Origin of the sequence: Thermoflexus sp. (assembly GCF_040289485.1) — a bacterium.
Classification (GTDB): domain Bacteria; phylum Chloroflexota; class Anaerolineae; order Thermoflexales; family Thermoflexaceae; genus Thermoflexus.
Genome location: NZ_PSLG01000007.1, coordinates 37,357 through 62,282, shown reverse-complemented (window position 1 = coordinate 62,282; position 24,926 = coordinate 37,357). Strand labels below are relative to the sequence as shown.

Here is a 24,926-nt window from a genome sequence, read left to right as displayed (position 1 = left end):
TGGCCCGCCGCAGCACCACGCCCGGCTCCGGGCGGCCCTCCCGACCGAAGGGCACCAGCACCAGGTGCCCCGGGCGCAGGCGGCCGTCCCCTTCCGCCGGCTCCTCGTAAACGAACACACCGCCGGCGTAGGCGGCGCCGGCGGCCAGCACCGCGATCTCCAGGGCCATCGGCGTTCCGGCATGGACTCAGAGGGGGCCCCTCACGGCTTGGGCTTCGCCCGCTCCGGATAGAGGGCGGCGTAGAGGCGGTCCGGCGTCAGCGGGAAGGTCTCGAACCAGATCCCGGTGGCATCGTGGACCGCGGCGATGAGGGCGGGGGCCAGGGGCAGGAAGGGCATCTCGGCCATCCCGCGGACCCCCCACGGGCCCAGGGGGTCCGGGTGCTCCAGGATCAGGCTCTCGACGGCCTCGGGGATGTCGGCGACGCCGGGGATCAGGTAGGTGCTGAAATGGCGGGTGAGGATGCGCCCCTGCTGGACGATGAAGTTCTCGGTGAGGACGTAGCCGATGGCCTGCACCACGCCGCCCTCGATCTGCCCCCGCACGTTGAGGGGGTTGACCGCCCGCCCCACGTCGTCGGCACAGATCACCTGCACCGGCCGCACCTGACCGGTCTCCAGGTCCACCTCCACCAGGACAGCCTCGGCCACGTAGCCATAGGTCACGTTGGGGCGCTCGGAAAAGCCGGTCTCCGGGTCGAAGGGGAAGGTGCGCACCGGGCGGTAGGTGAACTCGCCGATAGCCGGCCGCTCCTCGTTCTGCCAGGCCTCCAGGGCCCGCTGGGCGGCCCCCCGGATGGCGTTGCCCGCCATGAAGGTCATCCGGGAAGCCGAGGAGCTCCCTGAACTCTCGGTGGACGCGGTGTCCGAGGCCCGCAGTTCGATCTTCTCCGGGGGCAACCCCAAGGCCTCGGCGGCCATCTGGACCATCACCGTGTGGGCGCCCTGTCCCACGTCGGCCCCGGCGTGATAGACCACAGCCCGCTCGATGTGCGCGTCGCCGTGAAGCTCCACGCGGGCCCAGCAGTGCTCGGGAAAGCCGAAGCTGTAGGCGATGTTCTTAAAGCCACAGGCGAAGCCCCAGCCGTAACGCCGGGTCGGGTCGGGGGAGGGCGGGGGCTGGGGCCGGACCCAGCCGGAGGCCGTGCGGCGCCAGCCGGCGGCCCGGGCGCAAGCCTCGATGACCTCGGAGAGACTCACCCCCTCCGGGACCACGCCCCCTGTGGCCATGCGGGAGCCCTCCCGCCAGCCGTTCTTCAGGCGGATCTCCACCGGGTCCATCCCCAGGGCCTCGGCCAGGCGGTTCATCTGGGTCTCAGCGATGAAGAGGGCCTGGGGCGCGCCGAAGCCCCGCATCGCCCCCGTCGGAGGGTTGTTGGTCAGCGCCCCGCGGATATCGGCCCGCACGTTGGGGACCTCGTAGGGGCCGCAGATGGACATGGTGATGTTGCCCAGCACCTTGGTGGAGGTGTAGGCGTAGGCGCCGACATCGGCGATCACGTCGGCCTCAACGGCCAGCAGCCGCCCTTCCCGGTCGGCCGCCCAGCGGGTGCGGGCCACCACCGGGTGGCGCTTGTGGTGGCCGATGATGGACTCCTCCCGACTCCAGACGATCTTCACCGGGCGGCCCAGCCGCCAGGCGACCAGGGCCAGCAGGATCTGCACCGACATGTCCTCCCGTCCCCCGAAGGCCCCACCGATGGCCGCGTAGATCACCCGCACCCGCTCCTCCGGCAGCCCCAGGGCGTGGGCGATCTGATGACGGTCCTCGTGGGCCCACTGGCCGGCCGTGACCACAGTCACCCGCCCTTCTTCATCAATATAGGCGATCCCCGCCTCCGGCTGGAGATAGGCGTGCTCCTGGAAGGGGGTGCGATAGATCCCCTCCACGATGACCGCCGCCTCCCGGAAGGCGGCCTCCACGTCCCCCCGGCGGATACGGTAGTGACAGAGCAGGTTGCCCGGGTAGTCGGGGTGGACCTGGGGGGCGCCGGGGCGCAGGGCCTCCTCCGGATCATAGACGCCCGGCAGGTCCTCGTAGTCCACCTCGATGAGGTCGACCGCCCGGGCGGCCATCTTCTCGCTCTCGGCCGCCACCAGCGCCACCACATCCCCCTCGTATCGGACCACGTCGGCGCCGGGCTTGCTCCCCGGCCCGCAGATCACCGGCTGGTCGAAGTGGATGAGGCCGTATTCGTTCACCGGGACGTCCTTCGCGGTGAAGACGGCGACGATCCCGGGCAGGGCCTCGGCCCGGCGGGTGTCGATCCGCCGGATCCGGGCGGGCGCTCGCCCCGCCCACTTCACCTTCAGGTAAAGCTGCCCGGGCATGTCCAGGTCCCCGGGATAGGGGACGCGCCCGGTCACCTTCCCTTCCGCGTCGATCCGCGGCAGCGAAACCCCAAGGGCCATCGGCGTTTTCCCTCCGCGCTTGAGGATCGATCTCCCAGGCTACGGACCGGCGCCGGCGGCCTCCTCCACCGCCTCGAGAAGGCTGTAGTAGCCGGTGCACCGGCAGAGGTTGCCGGCGAAGGCCTGCCGGATCTGGTCCCGGGTGGGCCGAGGGATCTCCGCGAGGAGCGCCACCCCCGACATCACGAAGCCCGGGGTGCAGTAGCCGCACTGCACGGCCCCGTGCCGGATGAAGGCTGCCTGCACCGGATGGAGGCGCCCTCCGGCGGCCACCCCCTCCACAGTAAGGATCTCCGCCCCGTGGGCGCGAGGTGCCGGCACCAGGCAGGACATCACGGCCATGCCGTCCAGGATCACCGTGCAGGCCCCGCACTCGCCCTCCCCGCAGCCCTCCTTGGTCCCGGTCAAATGAAGGTCCTCCCGCAGCATTCGCAGCAGGGTCTTGTCGTTGGCCCCGTGCACCACGACCCGCTGCCCGTTCACGGTGGTCACGATGGGCTCCGGGCCCTCCTCTCGGTGGCAGACCTGGCCGTCCCATGTGGCCAGTCCTGGAGGGACCTGGAGCCACGTCGGCCAGCGGCCCTCCCCGCGGGCCCAGAGCTGGGCCGGGCGCTCGGGGAAGCCCTCCCGTTCCGCTCCTTCTCGCAGCCGGCGCAGGGCCCGCATGGTCAGCACGCGGACCATCTCGGCACGATACCAGGCGGGCCCTCGGATGTCGTCGATGGGCCGGGCCGCCCCCCGGGCCAGTTCCCCGGCCCGGGCGATCGCATCGTCGGTGAGGGCCCGGCCCTGGAGGAAGTCCTCGGCCTCCCGGGCCCGCACGATGGTCGGCGCCACGGCTCCCAGGGCGATGCGGGCGCGGGCCACCCGCTCCCCGTCGAAGGCGACCACCGCCGCCACGCTGACCACGGAGATGGCCTGGAAACGGCGCAGGCCCAGTTTGAGGAAGATCCCGCGCTCGTTGGGCTCCAGCGGCGCAAAGGCGATGTCCACCAGCATCTCATCGGGCGCCATCGCCGTCCGGCGGACCCCCTGGTAGAAGTCCTCGAAGGAGAGGATGCGCCGGCCCCGGACGCTCTGAAGGGTGACAGTGGCGTCCATGGCCCACAGGGGCACGATGGTGTCGTTGGCGGGCGAGGCGGTGATGAGGTTGCCGGCCACCGTGCCCCGGTTCCGGATCTGGGGAGATCCCACCTCCCAGCATGCCTGGGCCAAGGGGAAAGCGCGGGCCCGGCAGAGGGGCGAAGCCACCACCTGGTTGTGGGTGACCAGCGGACCGAGGTGGATACGACCATCCGGGCCCTGCTCGATGGTGTCCAGGCCCGGGATACGGGTGATGTCGATAAGGACCTCGACGTCGGGGCGCTGGCCGCGCTCCAGTTCCAGGATCAGATCGGTGCCGCCGGCGATCAGCCGGGCGCGGCCTGCGTGCTCGGCCAGCAGACGCAAGGCCTCCTCCACAGAGACCGGGGTGTAGTAGGCTTTCCACATAGCGCCCTCCGGGTTCCCTTTGTCTTAAGTTTAGCGCATCCGCCGCGAGCTCCCCGCTCCGCGGGCCCCGGCCGCAGGATCCAGATCCGCCGGGTGGCGGCCCGGACCGCCGCGGGGCTCCAGGGCATCGGTCGCGCCCGGCCCTCCTGCCACAGGGGGAACTGGTCGAAGTAATGCGGCGAGGCCGGCGATCCGCCCTGGCCGCCGGGGAGCACAGCCAGGCAGCGGTCCCAATCGCTCAGGTCGGCCACGAACCGCCAGGAGGGCAACGCCCCCAGGGGCCCGCCGAACCGGTTCCCCTGGAAGCCGGCCTGGAGCGGGGTGTCCCCGTCGCCGCCCAGCGGGAAGGGGCCCCGGTTGAAGAAGGGCGCTAGGAGCGGGACCTGGCCCAGCCCATGGGCGAGGGTCACCCGATGCACCCGCCCCCAGGTCCAGCGGGCCGGGTTCGGGCCGAGGCGCCGTCGCAACATCCGCACGGCCTCCCGGAACGCCTCGGCGACCCATTCCGTTGCCGAACGCTCCCCGAGCCAGAAGGGATCCGCCCGGCGGAGGATCTCCCGCAGGGCGTGGGGGGCGGTTCGATAAAACGAAGAGCCCGGCAGGAACGCGTTGAGGGATTCCCCCAGATAGCGGCGCCCAGCGGCCCCGAGCCGGGGCCCCAGCAGGCCCTGCAGCAACATCCATTCCGTGGCCGCCACAACCGTCGGCGCCACCGCATCCGGATCCATCCGCCCGTCCCAGGCCTTGACCTGGGCCAGCAGCCAGGCCTCCTCCCCATCGACGGGCGCCACCCGGGCCAGCCACGCCTGCCATTCCCGGGCCGCCAGGGAAACCACGTCCGTCTGGACGGTCAGGCAATCCGCCGGGGTGAGGGCCGGGGTGGACTCCAGCCGCTCCCGGATCCGCCGCGCCCGGTGATCCGGCATCCACTCGGCGCTGATGAAGTAGGGATAGCCAGGTCCCACAATGCGGTGGTTGGCCGTGACGAGGAGACCCTCGGGCGGGTCGAAGCAGGAGGGGAGGGCCTCAAAGGGGATCTCCCCCTCCCAGTCGTAATCCCCGCTCCAGCCGGGGACGGGGACCAGGCCGTGGCCGCGGCGGCGGATCGGGATCCGCCCGGCCATCTGGTAGCCGATGTGCCCTGCGCGGTCGGCGTACACGAAGTTGAGGACGGGGGCGGGCCACTGGCGGAGGGCCTCCCGGAAGGAGGCCCAGTCGTGGGCGCGGTTCAACGCCAGGAGGGCCTTGAACCAGGTCTCGGCGGGGGCGCCGGCCCAGGCCAGGGCCAGCCCCACCTGGGGCCACGGGAGCCCCTCCGGCTCGTATTCCGGCATCAGGTCGGTGAGGACCGGCCCGTGGCGGGTGATCCGCAGGGCGTAGCGTTCGGGATGGCGCCTCCCCCGGACCCGGATGGCGATCTCCCGGACCTCGGCGACCTGCCAGCCGGTGGGGCTTTCGTAGCGGAAGGGGTCCTCGGGATGGAAGCGCTCGATGAACCAGTCCTGGGTGTCGGCGAGGACGGCGGTGGCGCCCCAGGCGATGGCCGCGTTGTGGCCCAGGACGACCCCGGGGAGCCCCGGCACGGTGACCCCGGCCGCAGCGAACCCTTCCGGCTCGCAGACCAGATGCTGCTCATACCAGAGGCTGGGGAGGGAGAGGGGGAGATGGGGGTCGTTGGCCAGCAACGGTGCGCCGGTGGCCGTGCGGGATCCGGCCACGACCCAGTTGTTGCTGCCGATCCCCTCGCGGGGGCCGAGCCAGCGGGCCAGGGCGGCATAAACCGCCAGCAGCCGCTCGGCCATGGGCTCGATCCCCATCGTCTCCGGGAAGAGAGCCGTCTCGCCGAAGAGGGCCGCCGGCTCCAGGTCAGCGGCCCGCTCCCCCAGGGCCCGGGCGAGGGCCACCCGGGCCAGTTCGCTGTCCCAGTTCCAGGAGAGGGACCAGGCGACCACCAGGCCCCAGGCGGCGCTGTGTTCCGGCGTCCAAGGGAAATCGGGCAGCGGCACCAGACGGTCCTCCGGGCCGGTGGGGCCGCAGCGGAAGGCGGCCGTGACGCCGGCCGCGTAGGCCTCCAGGAGCCGCCGGTGGCTCTCGGGGAGGCGGGAGAGGCCCGCTCGGGCGTGCTCGGCCCATCCCACGCCCCGGGCGAACCGGTCCATCTCCAGCCCCATAGGCCCGAAGACCTCGCCGAGGCGCCCGAGGGCCACCAGCCGGTGGAACCGCATCTGCCAGCCTCGGTGGCGGCCGTGGACGAAGCCCTGGGCGAAGAACAGGTCGGCCAGCGTGCGCGCCTCAATGTGGGGGATCCCCCACGCATCGAATCGGATCTCCACGGGGGCGGAGAGCCCTTCCAGCCGGAAGACCCGCCGCGGGGCCATGGGCACCTCCCCATTGAGGATCGAGGGACCACTGGAACCCATCATAAGCGGTCCGACCGCCCTCTTCAAACCGCCGATGGGCCGGTATGAAGGCGGCCGCCGGGGGCCAGGCCGCGGGGTGGGAGCGGCGGGGCGCCGGCCGGCCCGTCCCTATGGCTATAATAGAAGCGCATCCGGATCGCCGGCGGTTTTATCTTCCTCAGGAGCGGACTTATGCGCGTGGAGATCATGGAGGACCGGCTGGAGCAGTTGCGACGGTGGCGGGCGGAGGCCCTGGCGGGGGGCGGCCCGGAGCGCGTCGCCCAGCAGCACGCCAAGGGGAAGCTCACCGCCCGGGAGCGCCTGGACCTGCTGCTGGACAAGGGCTCTTTCCGGGAGATCGACCCCTTCGTCACCACCCGGGTCACCGACTTCGGGCTGGCGGAGCGCCGCTATCTGGGGGACGGGGTGGTCACCGGGTGGGGGACCATCGACGGGCGCCTGGTCTACGTCTACGCCCAGGATTTCACCGTGCTGGGGGGGAGCCTGGGCGAGGGCCACGCCCGCAAGATCGTCAAGATCCTGGATATGGCCCTCAAGAACGGGACACCGGTCATCGGCCTCAACGACTCCGGCGGCGCCCGCATCCAGGAGGGGGTCCTCTCCCTCGGCGGCTACGCCGACATCTTCCTGCGCAACGTCATGCTCTCCGGCGTGGTCCCCCAGATCAGCGCCATCCTGGGCCCCTGCGCCGGCGGCGCCGTCTACTCCCCCGCCCTCACGGATTTCATTTTCATGGTGCGGGGGACCAGTTACATGTTCATCACCGGGCCCGACGTGGTGAAGGCGGTGACCCACGAGGAGGTCACCTTCGAGCAACTGGGCGGGGCTGATGTGCACACGACCATCAGCGGGGTGGCCCACTTCGCCGCCGACACCGAGGCCGATCTCTTCTTTATGATCCGCAAGCTGCTCTCGTATCTCCCTTCCAACAACATGGAGGATCCCCCCTACGTGCCCAACGGCGACGACCCCCTGCGCATGGAGGAGCGCCTCAACACCATCGTCCCCGACGACCCTGCCCGGCCCTATGACATCAAAGAGGTCATCCGCCTCATCGTGGACAACGGGGACTTCTTCGAGGTCCAGCCCGACTACGCTCCCAACATCGTCATCGGCTTCGCCCGCCTGGGGGGGCACAGCGTGGGCATCGTAGCCAACCAGCCGGCGGTGCTGGCCGGGGTCCTGGACATCAAGGCCAGCGAGAAGGCGGCGCGGTTCGTGCGCTTCTGCGACGCCTTCAACATCCCCATCATCACCTTTGAGGACGTGCCCGGCTTCATGCCGGGGGTGGCCCAGGAGCACGGGGGCATCATCAAGGCGGGGGCCAAGTTGCTCTACGCCTATGCCGAGGCCACCGTCCCCAAGATCACGGTGATCACCCGCAAGGCCTACGGCGGGGCCTATTGCGTGATGAACTCGCGGCACCTGCGGGCCGACCTGGTGCTGGCCTGGCCCACGGCGGAGCTGGCGGTCATGGGCCCCGAGGGGGCGGTGAACATCATCTTCCGGCGGGAGATCGCCGAGGCCCCCGACCCCGAGGCGCGGCGGGCGGCGCTGGTGGCCGAGTACCGGGCCAAGTTCGCCAACCCCTACGTGGCCGCCTCTTACGGCTTCGTCGACGACGTCATCGAGCCGAAGGAGACCCGCCCCCGCCTGATCAACGCCCTGGAGATGCTGGCCAACAAGCGGGATCAGAACCCGCCGAAGAAGCACGGCAACATCCCCCTGTGACGGGCCCGGGAGCGAAGCATGTTCCGCAAGATCCTGATCGCCAACCGCGGCGAGATCGCCGTGCGCGTCATCCGCGCCTGCCGGGAACTGGGGATCCGGACGGTGGTGGTGTTCTCCGAGGTGGACCGCAACGCCCTGCACGTGCGCTACGCCGACGAGGCTTACCCCATCGGCCCGGCGCCGGCCCGCGAAAGCTATCTGCGCATCGACAAGATCATCGACGTGGCCCGCCGGGCTGGGGCCGACGCCATCCACCCGGGCTACGGCTTCCTGGCCGAGCGCCCTGACTTCGCCGAGGCCTGCGAGGAGGCCGGGATCACCTTCATCGGGCCGCCGCCGCGGGCTATCGGGGCCATGGGCGACAAGGCCACCGCCCGCCGGATGGCCAAGGCCCTGGGCGTGCCCATCGTCCCAGGCACCGACGGTGGCCTCTCCAACGAGGACCTCATGCGGGCCGCCCAGATCATCGGCTTCCCCGTCCTCATCAAGGCCTCCGCGGGCGGCGGCGGCAAGGGCATGCGCATCGTCCGCTCCCCCGAGGAGATGCCCGACGCCCTGGCGGCGGCCCGGCGGGAGGCCATGGCCGCCTTCGGCGACGACGACGTCTACCTGGAAAAACTCGTCGAGGGCGCCCGCCACGTGGAGGTCCAGATCCTGGCCGACCAACACGGCAACGTCATCCACCTGGGGGAACGGGAGTGCTCCATCCAACGCCGCCACCAGAAACTGATCGAGGAGTCCCCCTCTCCCATCGTGGACGAGGAGATGCGGGCCCGCATGGGCGAGGTGGCCGTGCGCATCGCCCAGGCCATCGGCTACGTCAACGCCGGCACGGTGGAGTTCCTGGTGGACAAGGACCGCAACTTCTACTTTATCGAGATGAACACCCGCCTCCAGGTGGAGCACCCGGTGACCGAGATGGTGACGGGGGTGGACATCGTCAAGGAGCAGATCCGCATCGCCCGGGGCCGCAAGCTCCGCTACCGCCAGGAGGAGATCCGCCAGACCGGGTGGGCCATCGAGTGCCGCATCACCGCTGAGGACCCCTTCAACAACTTCATGCCCTCCACCGGCCGCATCGTCACCCTGGCCGAGCCCACCGGCCCCGGCGTGCGGGTGGACAGTGGGGTCTACGAGGGCTGTGAGATCACGCCCTACTACGACTCCCTCATCGCCAAGGTGATCACCTGGGGGGAGACCCGGGGCGAGGCCATCCTGCGCATGCGGCGGGCCCTGGAGGAGTTCCGGATCATCGGCATCCAGACGAGCATCCCTTTCCACCAGGCCATCCTGAACAGCACCCGCTTCCTGGCCGGCCACTTCGACACCAAGTTCGTCGAGGAGCGCTTCGCCATGGACGAGGAGACGCCGCCGGAATTGGAGGAGGTGGCGGCCATCATCGCCGCCCTGGTGGCCCACCGGCGGGGCCAGGCCGCCACCTACGTGGCCCGCCGGCCGGCGCGCCCCCTCAGCCAGTGGAAATGGTTCGGCCGCTACGAGCAACTCGGGAGGGGCGGATGAAATACGTGGCCACCCTCCATGACAAGACCTTCGTGATCGAGATCAACCGGGAGGACCGCGTCCTCTGCGACGGCGTCGAGCGGGCGGTGGACTTCCGCCTGATCGACCAGCAGCACGTCTACTCGCTGCTTTTGGACAACGCCTCCTACGAGGCCCTGGTGGAGGAGCGGGAGGGCGAATACTGGGTCTTCCTGCGGGGCCACCTCTTCGCTGTCCGCGTTGAGGACGAGCGAGAGCGTCGCCTCCGGGAGGCCTCCGGACGGGCCGCCGGGCCGGCCGGCGAGGTGGCCGTCAAGGCCCCCATGCCCGGCCTGATCGTGGCCGTCCCGGTCCGGGAGGGCCAGGCCGTCCGGAAGGGAGAGAAACTGGTCCTCCTGGAGTCCATGAAGATGCAGAACGAGATCCGCGCCCCCCGCGACGGCACGGTGAAGGCGATCCGGGTGCAGCCCGGCCAGAGCGTGGAACAGAACCAGGTGCTGGTGGTGCTGACCTGACCCGTGGGAGGGAGCCCATGGCGCTCCGGCTGGAAGCCCACGTTGAGGCGATCCGGGCGGCCAAGGCCCGCTGGATGGAGAGCATCCGGGGGGCCCCCCAGCGTCGCCCGCGGTTCGAAACCCCCTCGGGGATCCCCCTGGAGCCCCTCTACACCGCCGCCGACGTGGCGGTGGACGAACTGGAGGACCTGGGGTTCCCGGGGGAGTTCCCCTTCACCCGGGGGATCTACCGCACCATGTATCGGGGCCGGCTGTGGACCATGCGCCAATATGCCGGCTACGCCACCGCCGAGGAGTCCAACCGGCGATATCGCTACCTCCTGGCCCAAGGGCAGACCGGCCTCTCGGTGGCCTTCGATCTGCCGACCCAACTGGGCTACGACGCCGACCACCCGATGGCCCACGGGGAGGTGGGCCGGGTGGGGGTGAGCATCTCCTCCCTGGAGGACATGCGGCGGCTGCTGGAGGGCATCCCCCTGGACCAGGTGAGCCTCTCGATGACCATCAACGCCCCGGCGGCGGTGCTGCTGGCCATGGTGCTGGCCCTCGCCCGCGAGCAGGGGGTGGACTGGCGGCGGCTGCGAGGCACGGTGCAGAACGACATCCTGAAGGAATACGTGGCCCGGGGCCTGTACATCTTCCCCCCGGAGCCCTCCATGCGGCTGACGGTGGACGTGATTGCCTTCTGCCACCGCCACGTCCCCCACTGGAACCCCATCAGCATCAGCGGCTACCACATCCGCGAGGCGGGGGCCACGGCGGTGCAGGAGGTGGCCTTCACCTTCGCCCACGCCCTGGAGTATGTGCGGGCCGCCGCCCGGGCCGGCCTCTCCATCGACGACATCGGGCCCCAGTTGTCGTTCTTCTTCAACGCCCACAACCACTTCCTGGAGGAGGTGGCCAAGTTCCGGGCCGCCCGCCGGCTGTGGGCCCGCCTGGCACGGGACCGCTTGGGGGCCACCCGGCCGGAGGCCATGATGCTGCGCTTCCACGTCCAGACGGGAGGCAGCACCCTCACCGCCCAGCAGCCCGAGAACAACATCGTCCGGGTGACCATCCAGGCCCTGGCGGCGATCCTGGGCGGCTGCCAGTCCTTGCACACCAACGCCATGGACGAGGCCCTGTGGCTGCCCACGGAGAAGTCCGCCCGGGTGGCCCTGCGCACCCAGCAGATCCTGGCCTACGAGTCGGGGGTGGCCGACACCATCGATCCCCTGGCCGGCAGTTACGTCATCGAGTATCTCACCTCCGAGATCGAGCGCCGGGCCCTGGAGGAGATCGACCGGGTCGAGGCCATGGGCGGGGCGTTGCGAGCCATCGAGGCCGGCTACATCCAGCGGGCCATCGCCGAGGCCGCCTACCGGGCCCAGCAGGCGATCGAATCGGGGGAGCAGATCATCGTGGGGGTGAACGCCTTCCCGGTGGAGGAGGAGGAGCGGGGACTGGAGCGGCTGAAGGTGGACCCAGCGGTGGAGGAGGCGCAGCGGGCCCGGCTGGCCGCCCTGCGGGCCCGGCGGGACGCCGAGCGGGCCTCGGCGCTGCTGGCCCGCATCGAGGCGGCGGCCCGCCGGCCGGAGGAGCCCCTGATGCCCCTCTTCATCGAGGCGGTAGCCGCTGACGTCACCCTGGGGGAGATCTGTGGGGTCCTGCGGGACGTCTGGGGCGAATACCGCCCCCCCGATGTCCTGTGAGCGGCGGGCGATGGCTCCCGCAAGGGTTGTCAGGCGCGTGGGGAGCGGTGATGCCCGAAGGCTAGGCCCATGGGTATCATCATGCGCCCATCGATCGGCGGACGTATTCGGCCGGCGCCCGACCCCGTGGTAAAATGCCCTTGATCCCCCAGAACGGGAGCGACCGCGGATTCCCCATGCGCCTGCTTTATGATCTCACGCTGGACGAGCTGGCTGCCGTCTTGGCCGAGTGGGGCGAGCCGCCCTATCGGGCCCGCCAGATCTGGGGATGGGTCTACCGGCGGGGAGCTACCACCTTCGCGGCGATGACCGACCTCCCCAAGGCCTTGCGGGACCGCCTGGCCGAGATGTTCTCTCTTTCCCCCCTTCAGCCTGTCGCCGAGCGGGTCTCCCGGGACGGGTGGACTCGCAAGTGGTTGTTCGCCCTGCCCGACGGGGCGGCGGTGGAGACGGTTCTGATGGAGTTCACCGACCGGCGCACCGCCTGCGTCTCCACCCAGGCCGGCTGCGCCATGGGCTGCCCCTTCTGCGCCACCGGCCAGATGGGCCTGCTGCGCAACCTCACCGCCGGGGAGATCGTCGCCCAGGTCCTGCACGTGGCCCGCTGGCTGGAGGCCCACGGCGAGCGCCTCACCCACATTGTCTTCATGGGGATGGGCGAGCCCTTCGCCAACTACGCCCAAGTGGCCAAGGCCCTGCGCCTGCTCATCCACCCCGAGGGGTTCGGCATCGGGCAGCGGCGGATCACCGTCTCCACCGTGGGCATTGTCCCGGGCATCCGGCGCTTCGCCCAGGAGGGCTGGCAGATCAACCTGGCGGTCTCCCTCCACGCCGCCACCGACGCGCTGCGGGACCGCCTGGTCCCCATCAACCGCGTGTATCCGCTGGACGCGCTGATGGAGGCCGTCCGGGAGTACGTCGCCCGGACCCGACGGCGGGTCACTTTCGAGTGGGCGATGATCCGCGGGGTCAACGACACGCCCGAGCAGGCCCGGGCCCTCGTCGAGCACCTGCGGGGCCTGCGGGCCCACGTCAACCTGATCCCCCTCAACCCCACCCTGGGGTTCGCGGGCGAGCCCTCCCCCCCGGAGCGGGTCGAGGCCTTCCGGCGCATTGTGGAGGCCGCCGGGATCCCGTGCACGGTGCGGGTGCGTCGTGGGATCGACGTGGCTGCCGGCTGCGGCCAGTTGCGCGTCGAGGCCCAGGGCCGGCGCCCGCTGATCCAGCCGGCAGGCCCTCCCCTCCCCGCCCTCCGGAGGGAAGGCCGGTGAGCCGGGTGAAGATCGCCCCCTCTATCCTTTCGGCGGACCTGGCCCACCTGGCCCGGGAGGTAGCGGCCGTGGCCCAGGCAGGGGCCGACTGGATCCACGTGGACGTCATGGACGGCCATTTCGTCCCCAACCTCACCTTCGGCGTGCCCGTGGTGGCCGCCCTGCGGCGGTCCACCCACCTCCCCCTGGATGTCCATTTGATGATCGAGGCCCCCGACCGCTACCTGGAGGCCTTCGCCCGGGCCGGTGCCGATGGCCTCACCGTCCACGTGGAGGCCTGCCCCCACCTGCACCGGACGGTCCAGCAGATCCGGGGCTTGGGCCTGCGGGCCGGGGTGGCCCTCAACCCGGCCACGCCCCTGGCCGCCGTCGAGGAGATCCTTCCCGACATCGATCTGCTGCTGGTGATGACGGTGAACCCCGGCTTCGGCGGGCAGCCCTTCATCCCCCGCATGCGGGAGAAGGTGCGGCGGGCGCGGCGGATGATCGAGGCCCTAGGCCGCCCGGTGGAACTGGAGGTGGACGGCGGGGTGGGCCCGGAGAACGCTGCCGATCTGGTCGCCGACGGGGCCACGGTCCTGGTGGTCGGCGCCGCCCTCTTCGAGGCCCCCGAGGGGCCCGCCGAGGCCCTCCGCCGCCTCCGCGCTGCCATCGCCGCGCCGTAGCGGGGCCGCCCGCGGATCTTTCCCCAGGAGAGGACCGGCCGTGCTGTTCGGGGCGATGGAAGCAGGAGGCACCAAGTTCCTGTGCGCGGTGGGCACCGGCCCGGACGACCTGCACGAGATGGTACGGATCCTCACGACGACGCCGGTGGAGACCCTGGGCCGCGCCCTGGCCTTCTTCGAGCGGTTCCGAGGGCGTCTGCGGGCCCTCGGCATCGGATCCTTCGGCCCCCTCGACCTGGATCCAGCCTCCCCGGCCTTCGGGACCGTGACTACCACGCCGAAGCCGGGCTGGTCCGGCGTCCCCCTATTGCGGATCTTCCAGGAGGCCCTGGGGATCCCGGTGGCCCTGGACACCGATGTCAACGCCGCCGCCCTGGGAGAGGGGCGCTGGGGGGCAGCCCAGGGGCTGCACACTTTCATCTACGTCACCGTGGGCACCGGCATCGGGGGCGGAGCGGTGATCCACGGCCGCCGGCTCCGGGGCCTCCTCCATCCCGAGATGGGCCATCTGCGCATCCCTCGGGATCGGGAGCGAGACCCTTTCCCCGGCCTCTGCCCATATCATGGGGACTGCTGGGAGGGGCTGGCCTCGGGGCCGGCCATGGCCGCCCGGTGGAGCCAGCCGCCTGAGACTTGGCCGCCGGATCACCCGGGGTGGGCGCTAGAGGCCGAATACGTGGCCCTCGGCCTGGTCAACCTCATCCTCACCTTGGTGCCCCAGCGGGTGATCCTGGGCGGCGGGGTCTTCCGGTTCCCGCCGCTTTACGGGATGGTCCGCCGCCGGGTGCAGGAGCGGTTGGGAGAATACTTGTGGGCGCCTGCCCTGGCCGGGGACCTAGAGGGATACATCGTGCCGCCGGCCCTGGGGGAACGGTCCGGCCTGCTGGGGGCCCTGGCCTTGGCGATGGGGGTTGCAGAGGACACGTGAGGACAGGTGCGGCCATGCTCAACGGATGGATCGACCTGCGCAGCGACACGGTGACCCACCCGACGCCGGCCATGCGAGAGGCCATGGCCCGGGCGGAGGTGGGAGATGATGTCTTCGAGGAGGACCCCACGGTGCGGCGGCTGGAGGAGGCGGCCGCGGCGCGCATGGGGAAGGCAGCCGCCCTCTTCGTGGCCAGCGGGACGATGGCCAACCTGGTCTCCCTGCTCACCCACTGCGGCCGCGGCGACGAGGTCATCGTGGGGGACCAGTCCCACACCTTCCTCTCCGAGGTTGGGGGCATGGCCGCCCTGGGAGGCATCCACCCCCGGCCGGTCCCCAACCAGCCGGACGGCACCCTCCGCCTGGAGGACATCGCGGCGGCCATCCGGTCCGAGGACATCCACCACCCGCGCACCCGCCTGATCGCCCTGGAGAACACCCACAACCGGTGCATGGGGGCAGCCCTCCCCCCGGCGTATCTCGCCCAAGTCCAGGCCCTGGCCGACCGCCACGGCCTGGCCGTGCACATCGACGGCGCCCGTATCTTCAACGCCGCCGTCGCCCTGGGGGTCCCAGCGGCCGAGCTGGCCCGCTTCGCCGACACGGTCACCTTCTGTCTGAGCAAGGGGCTGTGTGCCCCGGTGGGCTCCCTGATCTGCGGCCCCGCCGACTTCATCCGAGAGGCCCGGCGGGTCCGCAAGATGGTGGGCGGCGGGATGCGCCAGGCGGGGGTGCTGGCGGCGGCGGGGTTGGTGGCCCTGGAGACCATGGTGGACCGCCTGGCGGAGGACCACCGGCGGGCGCGGCGCCTGGCGGAGGGGCTGGCGGAGATCCCCGGCGTGCGCATCGAGGTCCACCGCGTGCAGACCAACATCGTGATCTTCGAGCTGGACCCGCGGATCCCTCTGGACGAGGCCGCCTTTCTCGAGGCCTTGGCCGTCCGCCGGGTGCGGATGCTGCGCTGGGGCCCCCGCCGCTTCCGCGCCGTCACCCACTACTGGATCGACGACGCGGACATCGACCACGCCCTGCGGGCCGTTGCCGCCGTGGTCGGGGAGGCTCTGGGGCGGAGGTAGGGCCATGACGCTGACGCGGATCTGGCCGCCGGAGGCGGGAGCCTCGTCCGGGGAAGCGCTGCGGGCCTGGCGCGAACGCCCCGAGGGCTTCCTCTGGCTGGACCTCTGCGGGCCGGGGGAGGCGGAGAAAGCGCTGCTCCGGGAGGCCTTCGGCTTCCACCCCCTGGCGCTGGAGGACGCCTTCCGGGCGCGGGAGCGGCCCAAGCTGGACGCTTATGCCGACCACTACTTCTTGGTGTTCTATGCGGTCGCCCTCGATGCGAAGGTGGGCCTGCAACTGCGGCCGTTGCACCTGTTCGTCAGCCCCCGGGCGGTGGTCACCGTGCGTCCCGAGGCCATCCCGGAGGTGGAGGCGGCCCTCGCCCGCTGGCAGGCCCAGGCCGCCGACGGGCCGCCCCGCCCCGGCGAGGTGGTCTACGCCCTCCTGGACGCCGTCGTCGACGGCTACTTCCCTGTCCTGGACCGGATCGCCGAGGCGGCGGAGGAACTGGAGGAACGGCTTTTCCGAGGGGGCGACGGCCGGCTGGTGGAGGACCTCTTCCGGCTGCGCAAGGTGCTGCTGGAGCTGCGGCGGGTGGTGGCCCCGGAGCGGGAGGTCATCAACCTGCTGTTGCGGCGGGAGCTCCCCATCTTTAGGCCGGAGGACATGGCATATTTCCAGGACCTCTACGACCGCCTGGTGCGGCTGACCGAGAGCATCGACCTCTACCGGGACATGCTCTCGGGAGCCCTGGAGAGCTACCTTTCCCTGCAGTCCAACCGGCTGAACGAGATCGTCAAGGTCCTCACCATCGCCTCCATCGTCCTGATGGCCGACGCCCTGGTGGCGGGGATCTACGGAATGAACTTCCGGTATATGCCGGAACTGGAACAGCCGTGGGGGTATCCCTTCGCCCTCGGCCTGATGGGCCTGATCAGCGGGGGGCTGATCCTCTTCTTCCGCCGCCGCGGCTGGCTGTAGGGCGACCCACCCGGGCACCCCTGACCTCCTCTCTGTAGAATAAAGGGGACCTCTGCCTCCTGAGGGCCTGGGATGGGACGGACGATCCGTGTGCGACCGCGGCCGGGGGAGGGCGAACTGGAGCCCTCCGAGTGGTTGTGGCTGTTGGGCGTTCTGGCCGTCGCCCTCCTGCTGTGCGGGGCCGGCCTCTGGCAACTGCAGCGCGCCGTCGCCGGGGCCCTGAGGGCTCCCCCCACGCCCACCCCGCGCCCGACCTGGACGCCGATGCCACGCCCCACAGCGACCCCGGCGCCCACCCCCACACCCACCCTACCCGCCTCCATCCATGTGGGGATCTTCGTGAAGGTCACTGGGGCGGGGGAGCAGGGATTGAGTTTCCGCCGCGGGCCGGGCCGGCAGGCGGAGCGGATCCGCTTCCTCCCCGAGGGGGCGGTGCTGCGGGTGGTCGGCGGTCCGGAGGAGGCCGACGGGCTGGCCTGGTGGCAACTGGAGGATCCCCAGACCGGGGAGCGGGGCTGGGCCGCCGGCACCTATTTGACACCGTCCTACGGCCCGTGAGCCTCGCGCGAAACAGGAGGAAGCCCTATGCCGCACCGGCGAAGCCTGCGGTCCCCCAGTGCGTGGGGGATTGCCCTGCCGGCCCGCGTCCCGGTGGCCCCGTGGCGTGCCACCGCGCGGACCGTCGCGGCGCTGGCCGGGCCGGCGGTGGTGGAGCAGCTGCTGAACATCGGGGTGGACTGGACGGACGCCTATCTGGCCGGGCACCTGGGCACCGCGGCCCTGGCCGCCGTGGGGCTCGGCGGCCAGTTGCTCAACCTGGTGGCGGCCTTCTTCGGCGCCCTGGGCGTCGGGGCCACTGCCCTGGTGGCTCGCGCGGTGGGGGCCCGGGATCCGGAGGCGGCGGGGCGGATCACCTACCAGGCCCTGGAGGGCGCCCTGCTCCTGGGGGTGGGGGGGATGGCCTTTGCCCTCCTCAGCGGGCCGTGGCTCTTCGCCGCCCTGGGGGCGGAGCCGGCGGTCCGGGCCGTGGCCATGGCCTATCTGCAAAGTGTCGCCCTCTCCTTCCCCGCCATGGCCTTCCTGTTCGTGGGCAATGCAGCGCTGCGGGGGGCGGGCGACACCCTGACCCCAATGCGGATCTGGGCCGTCGTGGTGGTGACCAACGCCCTCCTGGCGTGGGCCCTGAGCGGGCCCTTGAGCCCCTTCCGCCTGGGGGTCGTGGGGCTGGGGGCGGCGGCCGCCGGCGCCCGGACCCTCGGGGCGGCGCTGGTGTTCTTCCGGCTGTGGCGGGGATCCGGACGCCTCGCCCTGCCCCGCCAGCAGCCGTGGGTGGACCGGGACCTGCTGGCGCGGATCCTGCGGGTGGGCATGCCGGCCGGCGCCGAGCAGTTGCTCTTGCAACTGGCCCTCCTCAACATGACCGGCGTGATCACCGGCCTGGGCACCGCGGCCTACGCCGCCCATCAGATCGGGCTGCGGGTGATGTCCCTCTCCTTCCTGCCGGGGTGGGGATTCGCGGTGGCCGCCTCCACCCTGACCGGTCAGGCCCTGGGGGCGCGCCAGCCGGAGGCCGGGCGGCGCGCCACCCTCGTCGCCGCGGCGATGGCGCTGGCCCTGATGGGGACCATGGGGGTGGCCCTGGCCCTGGGCGGGCCCTGGCTGGTGGACCTGTTCACGGAGGACCCAGCGGTTATCGCCCAGGGAGCCGCCGCCCTGCGTATCGCCGCCCTGATCCAGCCGGCGATGGCCCTCAGTTTTGTGTTCTCCGGGGCGTTGCGGGGGGCCGGGGACACGCGCTACACCTTGCTGGTCACCGCCGTCTCGATCTGGATCGTGCGGCTTCCTGTGGCCGCCCTTTTCGCCCACAGCCTGGGCTGGGGCCTGCCGGGGGCCTGGTTGGGGATGCTGGCCGACTTCGCGGTCCGGGCCTTCCTCTTCGGCCGGCGCTTCCGGAGCGGTGCCTGGCAGCGGATCCGCCTTTGACTTTCCCCGAAAACAGTGAAGATGAGGGGACGATGCGGCGGGAATGGACTTTCCGGGCCATCGGCCAGGTGCGCAGCCGCTTCACCGAGGGGACGGCGGCGGACGTCATGCGTGAGGAGGAGAGCGAACTGGTGATCGACCCCGAGCTCGTCGAGGGGCTGGAGGGGCTGCGGCCGGGGGACGTCCTGATGGTGCTCTATGTCCTGGACCGGGTGACGGAGCCCCGGCTGAAGGTGCACCCCCGTGGGGACCCCACCCAGCCGATGAAGGGGGTTTTCGCCACCCGCTCCCAATACCGCCCCAACCCCATCGGCCTGACCGGCGTCCGCGTCCTGGCCATCGAAGGGAACATCGTCCGAGTGCGGGGCCTGGACGCCCTGGACGGCTCCCCCATCCTGGATCTCAAGATCGCCTCGGACTTGGACCGTCCGCCGGACATGGCGCCCCCGCAGGCCGGGGGGCGGGACGGCTAACGGCGGGCAGCGGGCCGGGCCGCCCAGATCTCGTCGAAGATCTGCGCGCCGGTCCGACCGGTGCGGGCGCTCCGGGCCAGGGCCAGGGCCCGCCGGAACCCAGTGGCGAGATCCACCCCGGCTGCCTCCTGCGTGCACTCGATGGCCCGGGCGGCTTGCCGGATCACCAAGCGAGGCTCCAGGCGGTCCAGATCCTCGAAGAACCAGCCGCAGCTGGCGAACATCCGCTGCCGGTGCACCTGGGCCTGTAGGGCCAGCAGCAGCCGCCGCTCCACCTCCCCGGAGAGGGGGCGATCGGCGAACTCCCGCAGCAGCGAGGGGGCATCGGCCGTCCCCAGCACGACGTGGATGTATTCGTCCCGCAGCCGCCACGGGTCCTGGACCCGACCGTGGGCGAGGTCCAGGTAAGCGGCGTCGATCTCCTCGGCCAGCAGGTCCATGGCCGCTCGCAGGATGGCCTTCCAGCGCGCGTCCCCGGGCGTGCAGGCGCATCCCGTGCTCCAGCGGGCCAGCCCGTGGGGGCAGCTCCACGCCGTGTTCTGGAGGATCTCCACCTCCTCCATCGGGGGATGCTCGCGGAGGTAGTCGGCCAGGGTGGTGACCCGGTAGGCTGCGTCCGGGGGGCGCACCAGGCGTTCGAGGAAGGCCACCCCCTCCCGGTGGTGGTGGCCGAAGGTCTCCCCGTCCATCGCCAGCAGGGTCAGGTGGCGACGCCCCCGCAGGGCCGCCGCCGCCCACCGATCCGCCGGCCTCAAGTCCGGCAGGGAGAAGGCCACCTGGTTGGAGAGGTCCCGGTCGCGGACGAAGACGGTGAAGTAGGCGTTGGCCTCCAGGCGGACCCGGTAGGGCCCGGCCCCGCGGGAGAGGTCTCCGCGCACCTGCTCAGAGGAGAGGATGGTGAAGGTCAGCCCCGCCTCCGCCAGCACCTCCAGCGTGGCCAGGTCCACGGCCATCTCCGGCAGCCAGATCCCGCGGGGGTGGCGGCCGAAGCAGTGCTGGAAGGACTGGATCCCCCAGTAGACCTGGGTGATCCGATCCCGACGGCGGGCCAGGGGCAGGATGGTGTGATGGGCCGATTGGGCCAGCGCGGGCCCCACCCCCCGGGTCGCACCGATGCGGTCTGCGGCCACGATCCGCCGATACGTCTCGGGATCATGGCGGGCCAGCCAGGCGATGAGGGTCGGGCCGACGTTGAAACTGATCGCCTCGAACAGGGAACGCTCGGCGAGGGGCCGGTAGCACTCTGCTGTGATCTTCTCGTTGAAGTTGGCGTAGGGCTCCGCGCCGGGCTCCGGCGGGATCTCTCCGGTCCAGGGGTCCTCCCGGGGGGGCTGGTAGAAGTGGCCGTGGACGGCCAGCCAGGGCCGGGTGTCCTCCACGGACGGCCCTCCGGGCTCAGAACTCGGTGACGCCGGTGAAGGTGAAGGCCTCCAGCAGCAACGCGGGGGCCACCACGCACCCGAAGCCCTCGGAGAGGCGCCAGCGCTCCCTTCCCACCGCCCGCACCCCGGCCAGGGCCGGAACGTAGCCTTGGGTGAAGCGGAGATTGCGCACCGGGTAGGCGATCTCCCCACCCTCGATCCAGAAGACCCCGTCCCGCGTCATCCCGGTCAACACGCAATCCCGGGGGTGGACCAGCCGGGTATACCAGAACCGCGTGATGTAGAGCCCCCGGTCCACCTGCTGGATCATCTCCTCCAGGGTGGCCTCGCCCGGCGCCATGAAGAGGTGCAGGGGAAGGGGGCCCAGGCTGGCGGTTTGGGGGCGGGCCCGGGGCAGGGCGTGCCCGGTCGAGGGGCGGCCCTCCCGAGCGGCGGTGATGGTGTCGTAGACCGGCCCCTGGGGGACGCCCCGCTCGACGATCACCACCCGCTGCCGGGGGACGCCCTCGAAATCGAAGGGCAGGGGCAGCCCCCGAGGATCCCGCCCGTCGTCCCAGATGGTGACCAGGGGAGACATCACCGGCCGGCCGATGCGGTCGTTCATCCAGGAGCGACCCTCCTGGACGGCCAGGGCCCCGGCGCCGGCATATCCGAGCCAGGAGAGGATGTCCTCGACGGCGTAGGGCTCCAGGACCACCGGATACACCCCGGGCGGGATGGGCCGCGGGTTCCGGATCCGGAGGGCCTTGTCGATGGCGGAGCGGCCCAGAGCCTCCACGTCCAGATCCTCCAGACGCCAGGCGGCCCGATGGGCATAGCCCGAGCCCTCTTCCCCCATCACGACAGTTGTGAAATGGGCTTCGGTGCCGGCGTGGTAAGCGAAGACGCCCTTAGAGTTGGCCACGGCCACCTCGTAGAGGCCGGTGGAGAGGGCCCCGGCGGCGTTGAGCCCATGGCCCTCGGCCAGCCGACAGACCGCTCCCACCGCCCGCGCCCGCCACTCCGGGGTGGCCCCGGCGGCCGCCTCGTCAAAGGCCGCGGCCGGGGGGATCGGCTGCGGCTCCGGCAGCCCGGGGAACTCCGCGTTCTCTGGCTGCAGCCGGGCCAGGGCCACGGCCTCCTCGACGGCCCGCCGCAGGTCCTCGGCCGACAGCCGGTTGGTGATCGCTGAGCCGATCCGACGGCCCACCACTACACGGACAGCGACCTCGGTGTTGACCTCGGCCACGTTCTGGTGGATGGTGTTGTTGGCAAAGCGGGTGAGGGCGCTGTCCCGGGCCTCCAGCACCAGTTCCGTTTCATCGGCGGGGGAGGCTCGCAGGGCCTGCTCCAGGATCTCGCGGATCTGTTTCTCGCCCAGCATCGGCTCGCTCCTGGGAAGGGATCTCCCGCCGGCGGCGGTCACCTCGTGCTGAACACCCGGACGTTCCGGAAGCGGGCCGGGGCCGCTCCGTGGCCGGTGTGGGCCAGTTGCGGCGGCTGCCCCTTGCCGCAGTTCGGTGTCCCCCAGATCACCCAGTGGTCGGCGTTGCAGACCGCGTCGCAGGACCGCCAGAACTCGGGAGTGATCCCGGTGTAGATGGGGTTCTTGAGCATCCGGGTCAGCTTCCCACCCTTGATCTCCCAGGCGATCTCACATCCGAACTGGAAGTTGAGGCGTTTGTCGTCGATGCTCCAGGAGCGGTTGGTGTCCATGAAGATCCCCTCGTCGGTGTCGGCGATCAGGTCCTCCAGGCGCCACGTCCCCGGCAGCAGGTTGACGTTGGTCATGCGGATCAGGGGGATGCGGTTCCAGCCGGAGGCCCGCATGGTCCCGTTGGAGAGACCGGTCACGTAAGGGGAGGGGCCCAAAAGCCGCAGCAACTGCCGCGCCGTCTCCCGCGAGGTCATATAGCCGACGAAGCGGCCTTCTTTCACGATGTCCACCCGCTGCGCCGGCACCCCCTCGTCGTCCCAGCCGAAGGTCCCCAGGCCGCCGGGGAGGGTGGCGTCGGCGGTGATGTTCACCACCTCCGAACCATAGCGGAAAGCCCCCAGTTTCTCCGGGGTGAGGAAAGAGGTCCCCGCGTAGGCGGCCTCCGTCCCGAAGACGCGGTCCAGTTCGATGGGGTGACCGCACGACTCGTGGATCTGGAGGGCCACCTGGGAGCCCCCCAGGATCACCGTGGTGACGGCCTCCGGGCACGGGTCAGCGGACAGCAGGGCCACCGCCTCCTCGGCGATGCGGGGGGCGTTCCCGGGCAGGTCGCACTCCTCGATGAACTCCCACCCCCGCGTCATCTGGTGGCGGCCCACCGAGTTCGGATACGAGCGGCGCTGGACCTCGTCGGGGCCGACGGCCAAGGCCTCGATGCCGCAGCCGGACTCGACGATCTCCTGCTCGATCCACGAGCCCTCGGTGCTGGCGAAGGTCTTGCGCTCGCGGATGAAGACCATCTCCGCCTCCGTGGCCGCGATCCCCCGCACCGCCCGCATGGCGGCGTCGGCGGCCATGAGGACCTCCAGTTTCTTCTCCAGGGGAACGGCGAAGGGATCTACCTGGATGGGGGTGCGGTAGGTTCCCCGTTGGACCACGGGGGGGCCGATGTCCACGTCGGCCTTCTTGAAGAGGGCGCTGGCACGGGCGATGGCCACCGCCTGGGCGGCCACCCGCTCGGCCTCCGCGACGGTCAGCCGGGCGCTGGAGGCGAAACCCCAGGCCCCGTCGGCGATGACCCGCACCCCGAAGCCCATGTCCTCGATCTGGCTGATGCCCTGCACGACACCGTTGCGCACCAGGAGGGCCTGCTCGACCCGGTGGACCACCCGGACGTCGGCGTAGGTGGCCCCCCGCAGTTGGGCGACGTTCAGCGCGCGCTCGATCACCTCGTTCACGACCGACCTCCCCAGGGATCTGGCGGGCGGACCGGCGGAATTATAGCACTGGTGGCGGGAAGGCGGCCGGCCCAGGCCGCCAGGCCCAGGGCAGGGGGTAGCAGGAGGCATGCCACCTGCAGCGGACGCCGGGGGTCCGCCGCGAAGAGGGCACCGGCCAGGGGCGCGGCCAGGGCCATGGCGAGGCTACGGGCGGTGTGGGCCAGGGCTGCGGCCGTGGCCTGGGCCCCGGTGGGGGTCATGCGGAGGACGCGGGCGGCGGCCAGGGCGTAAGCGGCGTAAGCCCCCCCGGCCAGCAGCATGGCCGGGCCTGTGGTCTCCCAGCGCCGGGCGTCCGTGGCCAGCAGCCCCAGCCCGAGCCCCGCCAGCCCCCATGCGGCCACCATCCCGATGGGGTAGACCCGACCCTCATCCCAGCGGCCCAGGAGAGGCCCGAGCAGCATGCCCCCCAAGGCCTGGAGGGCGGCGAAGAGGCCGAGGTGGGCCCGGGACCATCCGCCGGGCCCTTCCAGGAAGTTGGGCAGGAGGACGAAGCCGGTCTGGCCGACGGTGAACACCAGCAGCAGGGCGAGCCCGAAGCGCCACGGGATCCCCTGCCCCAAGGAGAGGGAACGGGCCGTCGGGCGGGGCGGCCGCGGATCCGCGGGGAGCAAGAGGGCGGCTACAGTGGAAAGGATGAAAAAGGCCGCGCTGATCCGCAGCACCGTCCGCATCCCGAGGCGCTGCGCCAGCCAGCCGCCCAGGATCGGCGGGAAAATCCCACCCAGGGCATAGGCGGCGTTGAGGAGAGGAAGGACGCGCTCCAGGGGGATGGGGCCGGCCATGCGGGCCACGTAGGCGTGGATGATGGGCAGGCAGTAGCCGGAGAGCAGATACAACGTGAGGCCGGGGACCAGGGCGGGCCAATCGCGAGCGGCGGCCATCGCGACGGCGCCCAGCGTCCCCGCGAACCAGCCGCCCAGCATCAGTGGCTTGTGGGGCATTCGATCGGCCAGCCAGCCCATCGGGAGATAGGTCACGGTCAGGGCGATCTCGGCGGCCCCGATGGCCAGACCGATCTGGACGGGGGCAGCCCCCAGTTCCTGGATGTAGACCGGCAGGAAGTAGAAAAAGAGGCCCTCCCCAAGGGCCCAAAGGATCTCGGAGAGCAGCAGCAGGCGGACCATTCGTCGGGCGGGATGGGGTGGCGCCATCGAGCGATCTCCGGAATTCGGCTGGGGGGTGCGGCTTGACAAACCGCCCCCGGCCATGTTACATATAAAATGCGGCGCCGAGATAGCTCAGTGGGTAGAGCACCCGGCTGAAAACCGGGGGGTCGGCGGTTCGACTCCGCCTCTCGGCATGTGGGACGCGGGCGTAGCTCAGGCGGTAGAGCGCCTCCCTGCCATGGAGGAGGCCGCGGGTTCGAGTCCCGTCGCCCGCTTCTCATGGCGGCGTAGCCGAGTGGCCCAGGCAGGGGTCTGCAAAACCCCGGACGTGGGTTCGATTCCCACCGCCGCCTCCTAAATGGGGACCCCGAGCCACCCGGGCGGCCCTGACGGCCGCCCGGGTTT

Annotated in this window: 19 protein-coding genes and 3 tRNA genes; 15 read left to right on the top strand and 7 right to left on the bottom strand. The window is 71.3% G+C overall.

Translation table 11 applies throughout. The features are described 5' to 3' along the window. Nucleotides 1-201: 201 nt before the first annotated feature. Genes C4313_RS02335 through C4313_RS02325 form a run of 3 tightly spaced genes read right to left on the bottom strand, consistent with a single transcriptional unit; the run spans nt 202 to nt 6,281 of the window. Nucleotides 202-2,412 carry a xanthine dehydrogenase family protein molybdopterin-binding subunit gene (locus C4313_RS02335; RefSeq protein WP_352428265.1) on the bottom strand — a complete coding sequence of 737 codons (2,211 nt, stop codon included), beginning with the start codon at nt 2,410-2,412 and terminating at the stop codon, nt 202-204. A gap of 39 nt (nt 2,413-2,451) precedes the next feature. Then, nucleotides 2,452-3,903 (bottom strand): FAD binding domain-containing protein, encoded by a 1,452-nt coding sequence (locus tag C4313_RS02330; RefSeq protein ID WP_352428264.1) that lies wholly within the window; start codon nt 3,901-3,903, stop codon nt 2,452-2,454. Next, on the bottom strand, nt 3,822-6,281 hold the full coding sequence (locus C4313_RS02325) for a penicillin acylase family protein (protein ID WP_352428263.1): 2,460 nt from the start codon (nt 6,279-6,281) through the stop codon (nt 3,822-3,824). Before C4313_RS02325 ends, C4313_RS02330 begins: the two co-directional genes overlap by 82 nt. A gap of 213 nt (nt 6,282-6,494) precedes the next feature. Here C4313_RS02325 and C4313_RS02320 point away from each other — a divergent pair, with 213 nt between their 5' ends. The 12 genes from C4313_RS02320 (at nt 6,495) to tsaA (ending at nt 19,117) form a co-directional block, all read left to right on the top strand. Next, nucleotides 6,495-8,054, top strand: a complete 1,560-nt coding sequence (locus C4313_RS02320) for an acyl-CoA carboxylase subunit beta (RefSeq protein ID WP_352428262.1) — start codon at nt 6,495-6,497, stop codon at nt 8,052-8,054. A gap of 18 nt (nt 8,055-8,072) precedes the next feature. Then, nucleotides 8,073-9,575, top strand: a complete 1,503-nt coding sequence (gene accC / locus C4313_RS02315; protein ID WP_352428261.1) for an acetyl-CoA carboxylase biotin carboxylase subunit — start codon at nt 8,073-8,075, stop codon at nt 9,573-9,575. After that, entirely contained in the window at nt 9,572-10,069 is a 498-nt protein-coding gene (locus C4313_RS02310) for an acyl-CoA carboxylase biotin carboxyl carrier protein subunit (protein WP_352428260.1), read from the top strand. Before accC ends, C4313_RS02310 begins: the two co-directional genes overlap by 4 nt. A gap of 17 nt (nt 10,070-10,086) precedes the next feature. After that, nucleotides 10,087-11,760 carry an acyl-CoA mutase large subunit family protein gene (locus C4313_RS02305; protein ID WP_503012440.1) on the top strand — a complete coding sequence of 558 codons (1,674 nt, stop codon included), beginning with the start codon at nt 10,087-10,089 and terminating at the stop codon, nt 11,758-11,760. A 176-nt stretch (nt 11,761-11,936) separates the two neighbouring features. Continuing rightward, nucleotides 11,937-13,031, top strand: a complete 1,095-nt coding sequence (gene rlmN, locus C4313_RS02300; protein WP_352428259.1) for a dual-specificity RNA methyltransferase RlmN — start codon at nt 11,937-11,939, stop codon at nt 13,029-13,031. After that, entirely contained in the window at nt 13,028-13,696 is a 669-nt protein-coding gene (rpe, locus tag C4313_RS02295) for a ribulose-phosphate 3-epimerase (protein ID WP_352428258.1), read from the top strand. The genes rlmN and rpe overlap by 4 nt, the downstream gene beginning before the upstream one ends. 40 nt (nt 13,697-13,736) lie before the next feature. Then, nucleotides 13,737-14,624: an ROK family protein gene (locus C4313_RS02290; protein WP_503012439.1), complete on the top strand. Its 888-nt coding sequence runs from the start codon at nt 13,737-13,739 to the stop codon at nt 14,622-14,624. Between the two features lie 14 nt (nt 14,625-14,638). After that, nucleotides 14,639-15,700, top strand: a complete 1,062-nt coding sequence (gene ltaE, locus C4313_RS02285; RefSeq protein WP_503012441.1) for a low-specificity L-threonine aldolase — start codon at nt 14,639-14,641, stop codon at nt 15,698-15,700. Between the two features lie 4 nt (nt 15,701-15,704). Further along, on the top strand, nt 15,705-16,661 hold the full coding sequence (gene corA / locus C4313_RS02280) for a magnesium/cobalt transporter CorA (protein ID WP_352428256.1): 957 nt from the start codon (nt 15,705-15,707) through the stop codon (nt 16,659-16,661). Nucleotides 16,662-16,733: 72 nt separating this feature from the next. After that, on the top strand, nt 16,734-17,219 hold the full coding sequence (locus C4313_RS02275; RefSeq protein ID WP_352428255.1) for an SH3 domain-containing protein: 486 nt from the start codon (nt 16,734-16,736) through the stop codon (nt 17,217-17,219). Nucleotides 17,220-17,246: 27 nt separating this feature from the next. Beyond that, nucleotides 17,247-18,644, top strand: a complete 1,398-nt coding sequence (locus C4313_RS02270) for an MATE family efflux transporter (protein ID WP_352428254.1) — start codon at nt 17,247-17,249, stop codon at nt 18,642-18,644. 32 nt (nt 18,645-18,676) lie between these two features. Next, nucleotides 18,677-19,117: a tRNA (N6-threonylcarbamoyladenosine(37)-N6)-methyltransferase TrmO gene (gene tsaA, locus C4313_RS02265; RefSeq protein ID WP_352428253.1), complete on the top strand. Its 441-nt coding sequence runs from the start codon at nt 18,677-18,679 to the stop codon at nt 19,115-19,117. Here the strand turns inward: tsaA and C4313_RS02260 are convergent. Genes C4313_RS02260 through C4313_RS02245 form a run of 4 tightly spaced genes read right to left on the bottom strand, consistent with a single transcriptional unit; the run spans nt 19,114 to nt 24,566 of the window. After that, a complete protein-coding gene (locus tag C4313_RS02260) occupies nt 19,114-20,496 on the bottom strand; it encodes a DUF3536 domain-containing protein (RefSeq protein WP_352428252.1) in 1,383 nt (460 codons plus the stop codon). The two genes, tsaA and C4313_RS02260, sit on opposite strands and share 4 nt — an antisense overlap. Nucleotides 20,497-20,512: 16 nt before the next feature. Beyond that, nucleotides 20,513-21,862, bottom strand: coding sequence for a TldD/PmbA family protein (locus C4313_RS02255; protein ID WP_352428251.1), 1,350 nt, complete (start codon nt 21,860-21,862; stop codon nt 20,513-20,515). A gap of 38 nt (nt 21,863-21,900) precedes the next feature. Next, the gene (locus C4313_RS02250) at nt 21,901-23,373 is read right to left on the bottom strand and encodes a TldD/PmbA family protein (protein WP_352428250.1); all 1,473 of its coding nucleotides are present in this window, start codon (nt 23,371-23,373) and stop codon (nt 21,901-21,903) included. Beyond that, nucleotides 23,370-24,566, bottom strand: a complete 1,197-nt coding sequence (locus C4313_RS02245; protein ID WP_352428249.1) for an MFS transporter — start codon at nt 24,564-24,566, stop codon at nt 23,370-23,372. Before C4313_RS02245 ends, C4313_RS02250 begins: the two co-directional genes overlap by 4 nt. A gap of 76 nt (nt 24,567-24,642) precedes the next feature. Here C4313_RS02245 and C4313_RS02240 point away from each other — a divergent pair. From C4313_RS02240 to C4313_RS02230, 3 genes are all read left to right on the top strand, one after another. Beyond that, nucleotides 24,643-24,715 (top strand) — tRNA-Phe (locus C4313_RS02240). Between the two features lie 8 nt (nt 24,716-24,723). Continuing rightward, nucleotides 24,724-24,796: transfer RNA gene (locus C4313_RS02235), tRNA-Gly, on the top strand. Nucleotides 24,797-24,802: 6 nt separating this feature from the next. After that, nucleotides 24,803-24,874, top strand: a tRNA-Cys gene (locus tag C4313_RS02230). Nucleotides 24,875-24,926: the final 52 nt, after the last annotated feature.

Excerpts from the sequence above, each read along its gene's own strand:
- tsaA (WP_352428253.1), top strand. The coding sequence starts at position 18,677 with ATGCGGCGGGAATGGACTTTCCGGGCCATCGGCCAGGTGCGCAGCCGC.
- C4313_RS02325 (WP_352428263.1), bottom strand. The coding sequence starts at position 6,281 with ATGGCCCCGCGGCGGGTCTTCCGGCTGGAAGGGCTCTCCGCCCCCGTG.
- rlmN (WP_352428259.1), top strand. The coding sequence starts at position 11,937 with ATGCGCCTGCTTTATGATCTCACGCTGGACGAGCTGGCTGCCGTCTTG.
- C4313_RS02245 (WP_352428249.1), bottom strand. The coding sequence starts at position 24,566 with ATGGCGCCACCCCATCCCGCCCGACGAATGGTCCGCCTGCTGCTGCTC.
- C4313_RS02330 (WP_352428264.1), bottom strand. The coding sequence starts at position 3,903 with ATGTGGAAAGCCTACTACACCCCGGTCTCTGTGGAGGAGGCCTTGCGT.
- accC (WP_352428261.1), top strand. The coding sequence starts at position 8,073 with ATGTTCCGCAAGATCCTGATCGCCAACCGCGGCGAGATCGCCGTGCGC.
- C4313_RS02270 (WP_352428254.1), top strand. The coding sequence starts at position 17,247 with ATGCCGCACCGGCGAAGCCTGCGGTCCCCCAGTGCGTGGGGGATTGCC.
- ltaE (WP_503012441.1), top strand. The coding sequence starts at position 14,639 with ATGCTCAACGGATGGATCGACCTGCGCAGCGACACGGTGACCCACCCG.
- C4313_RS02310 (WP_352428260.1), top strand. The coding sequence starts at position 9,572 with ATGAAATACGTGGCCACCCTCCATGACAAGACCTTCGTGATCGAGATC.
- C4313_RS02305 (WP_503012440.1), top strand. The coding sequence starts at position 10,087 with ATGGCGCTCCGGCTGGAAGCCCACGTTGAGGCGATCCGGGCGGCCAAG.
- C4313_RS02320 (WP_352428262.1), top strand. The coding sequence starts at position 6,495 with ATGCGCGTGGAGATCATGGAGGACCGGCTGGAGCAGTTGCGACGGTGG.
- corA (WP_352428256.1), top strand. The coding sequence starts at position 15,705 with ATGACGCTGACGCGGATCTGGCCGCCGGAGGCGGGAGCCTCGTCCGGG.
- C4313_RS02255 (WP_352428251.1), bottom strand. The coding sequence starts at position 21,862 with ATGCTGGGCGAGAAACAGATCCGCGAGATCCTGGAGCAGGCCCTGCGA.
- C4313_RS02275 (WP_352428255.1), top strand. The coding sequence starts at position 16,734 with ATGGGACGGACGATCCGTGTGCGACCGCGGCCGGGGGAGGGCGAACTG.
- C4313_RS02335 (WP_352428265.1), bottom strand. The coding sequence starts at position 2,412 with ATGGCCCTTGGGGTTTCGCTGCCGCGGATCGACGCGGAAGGGAAGGTG.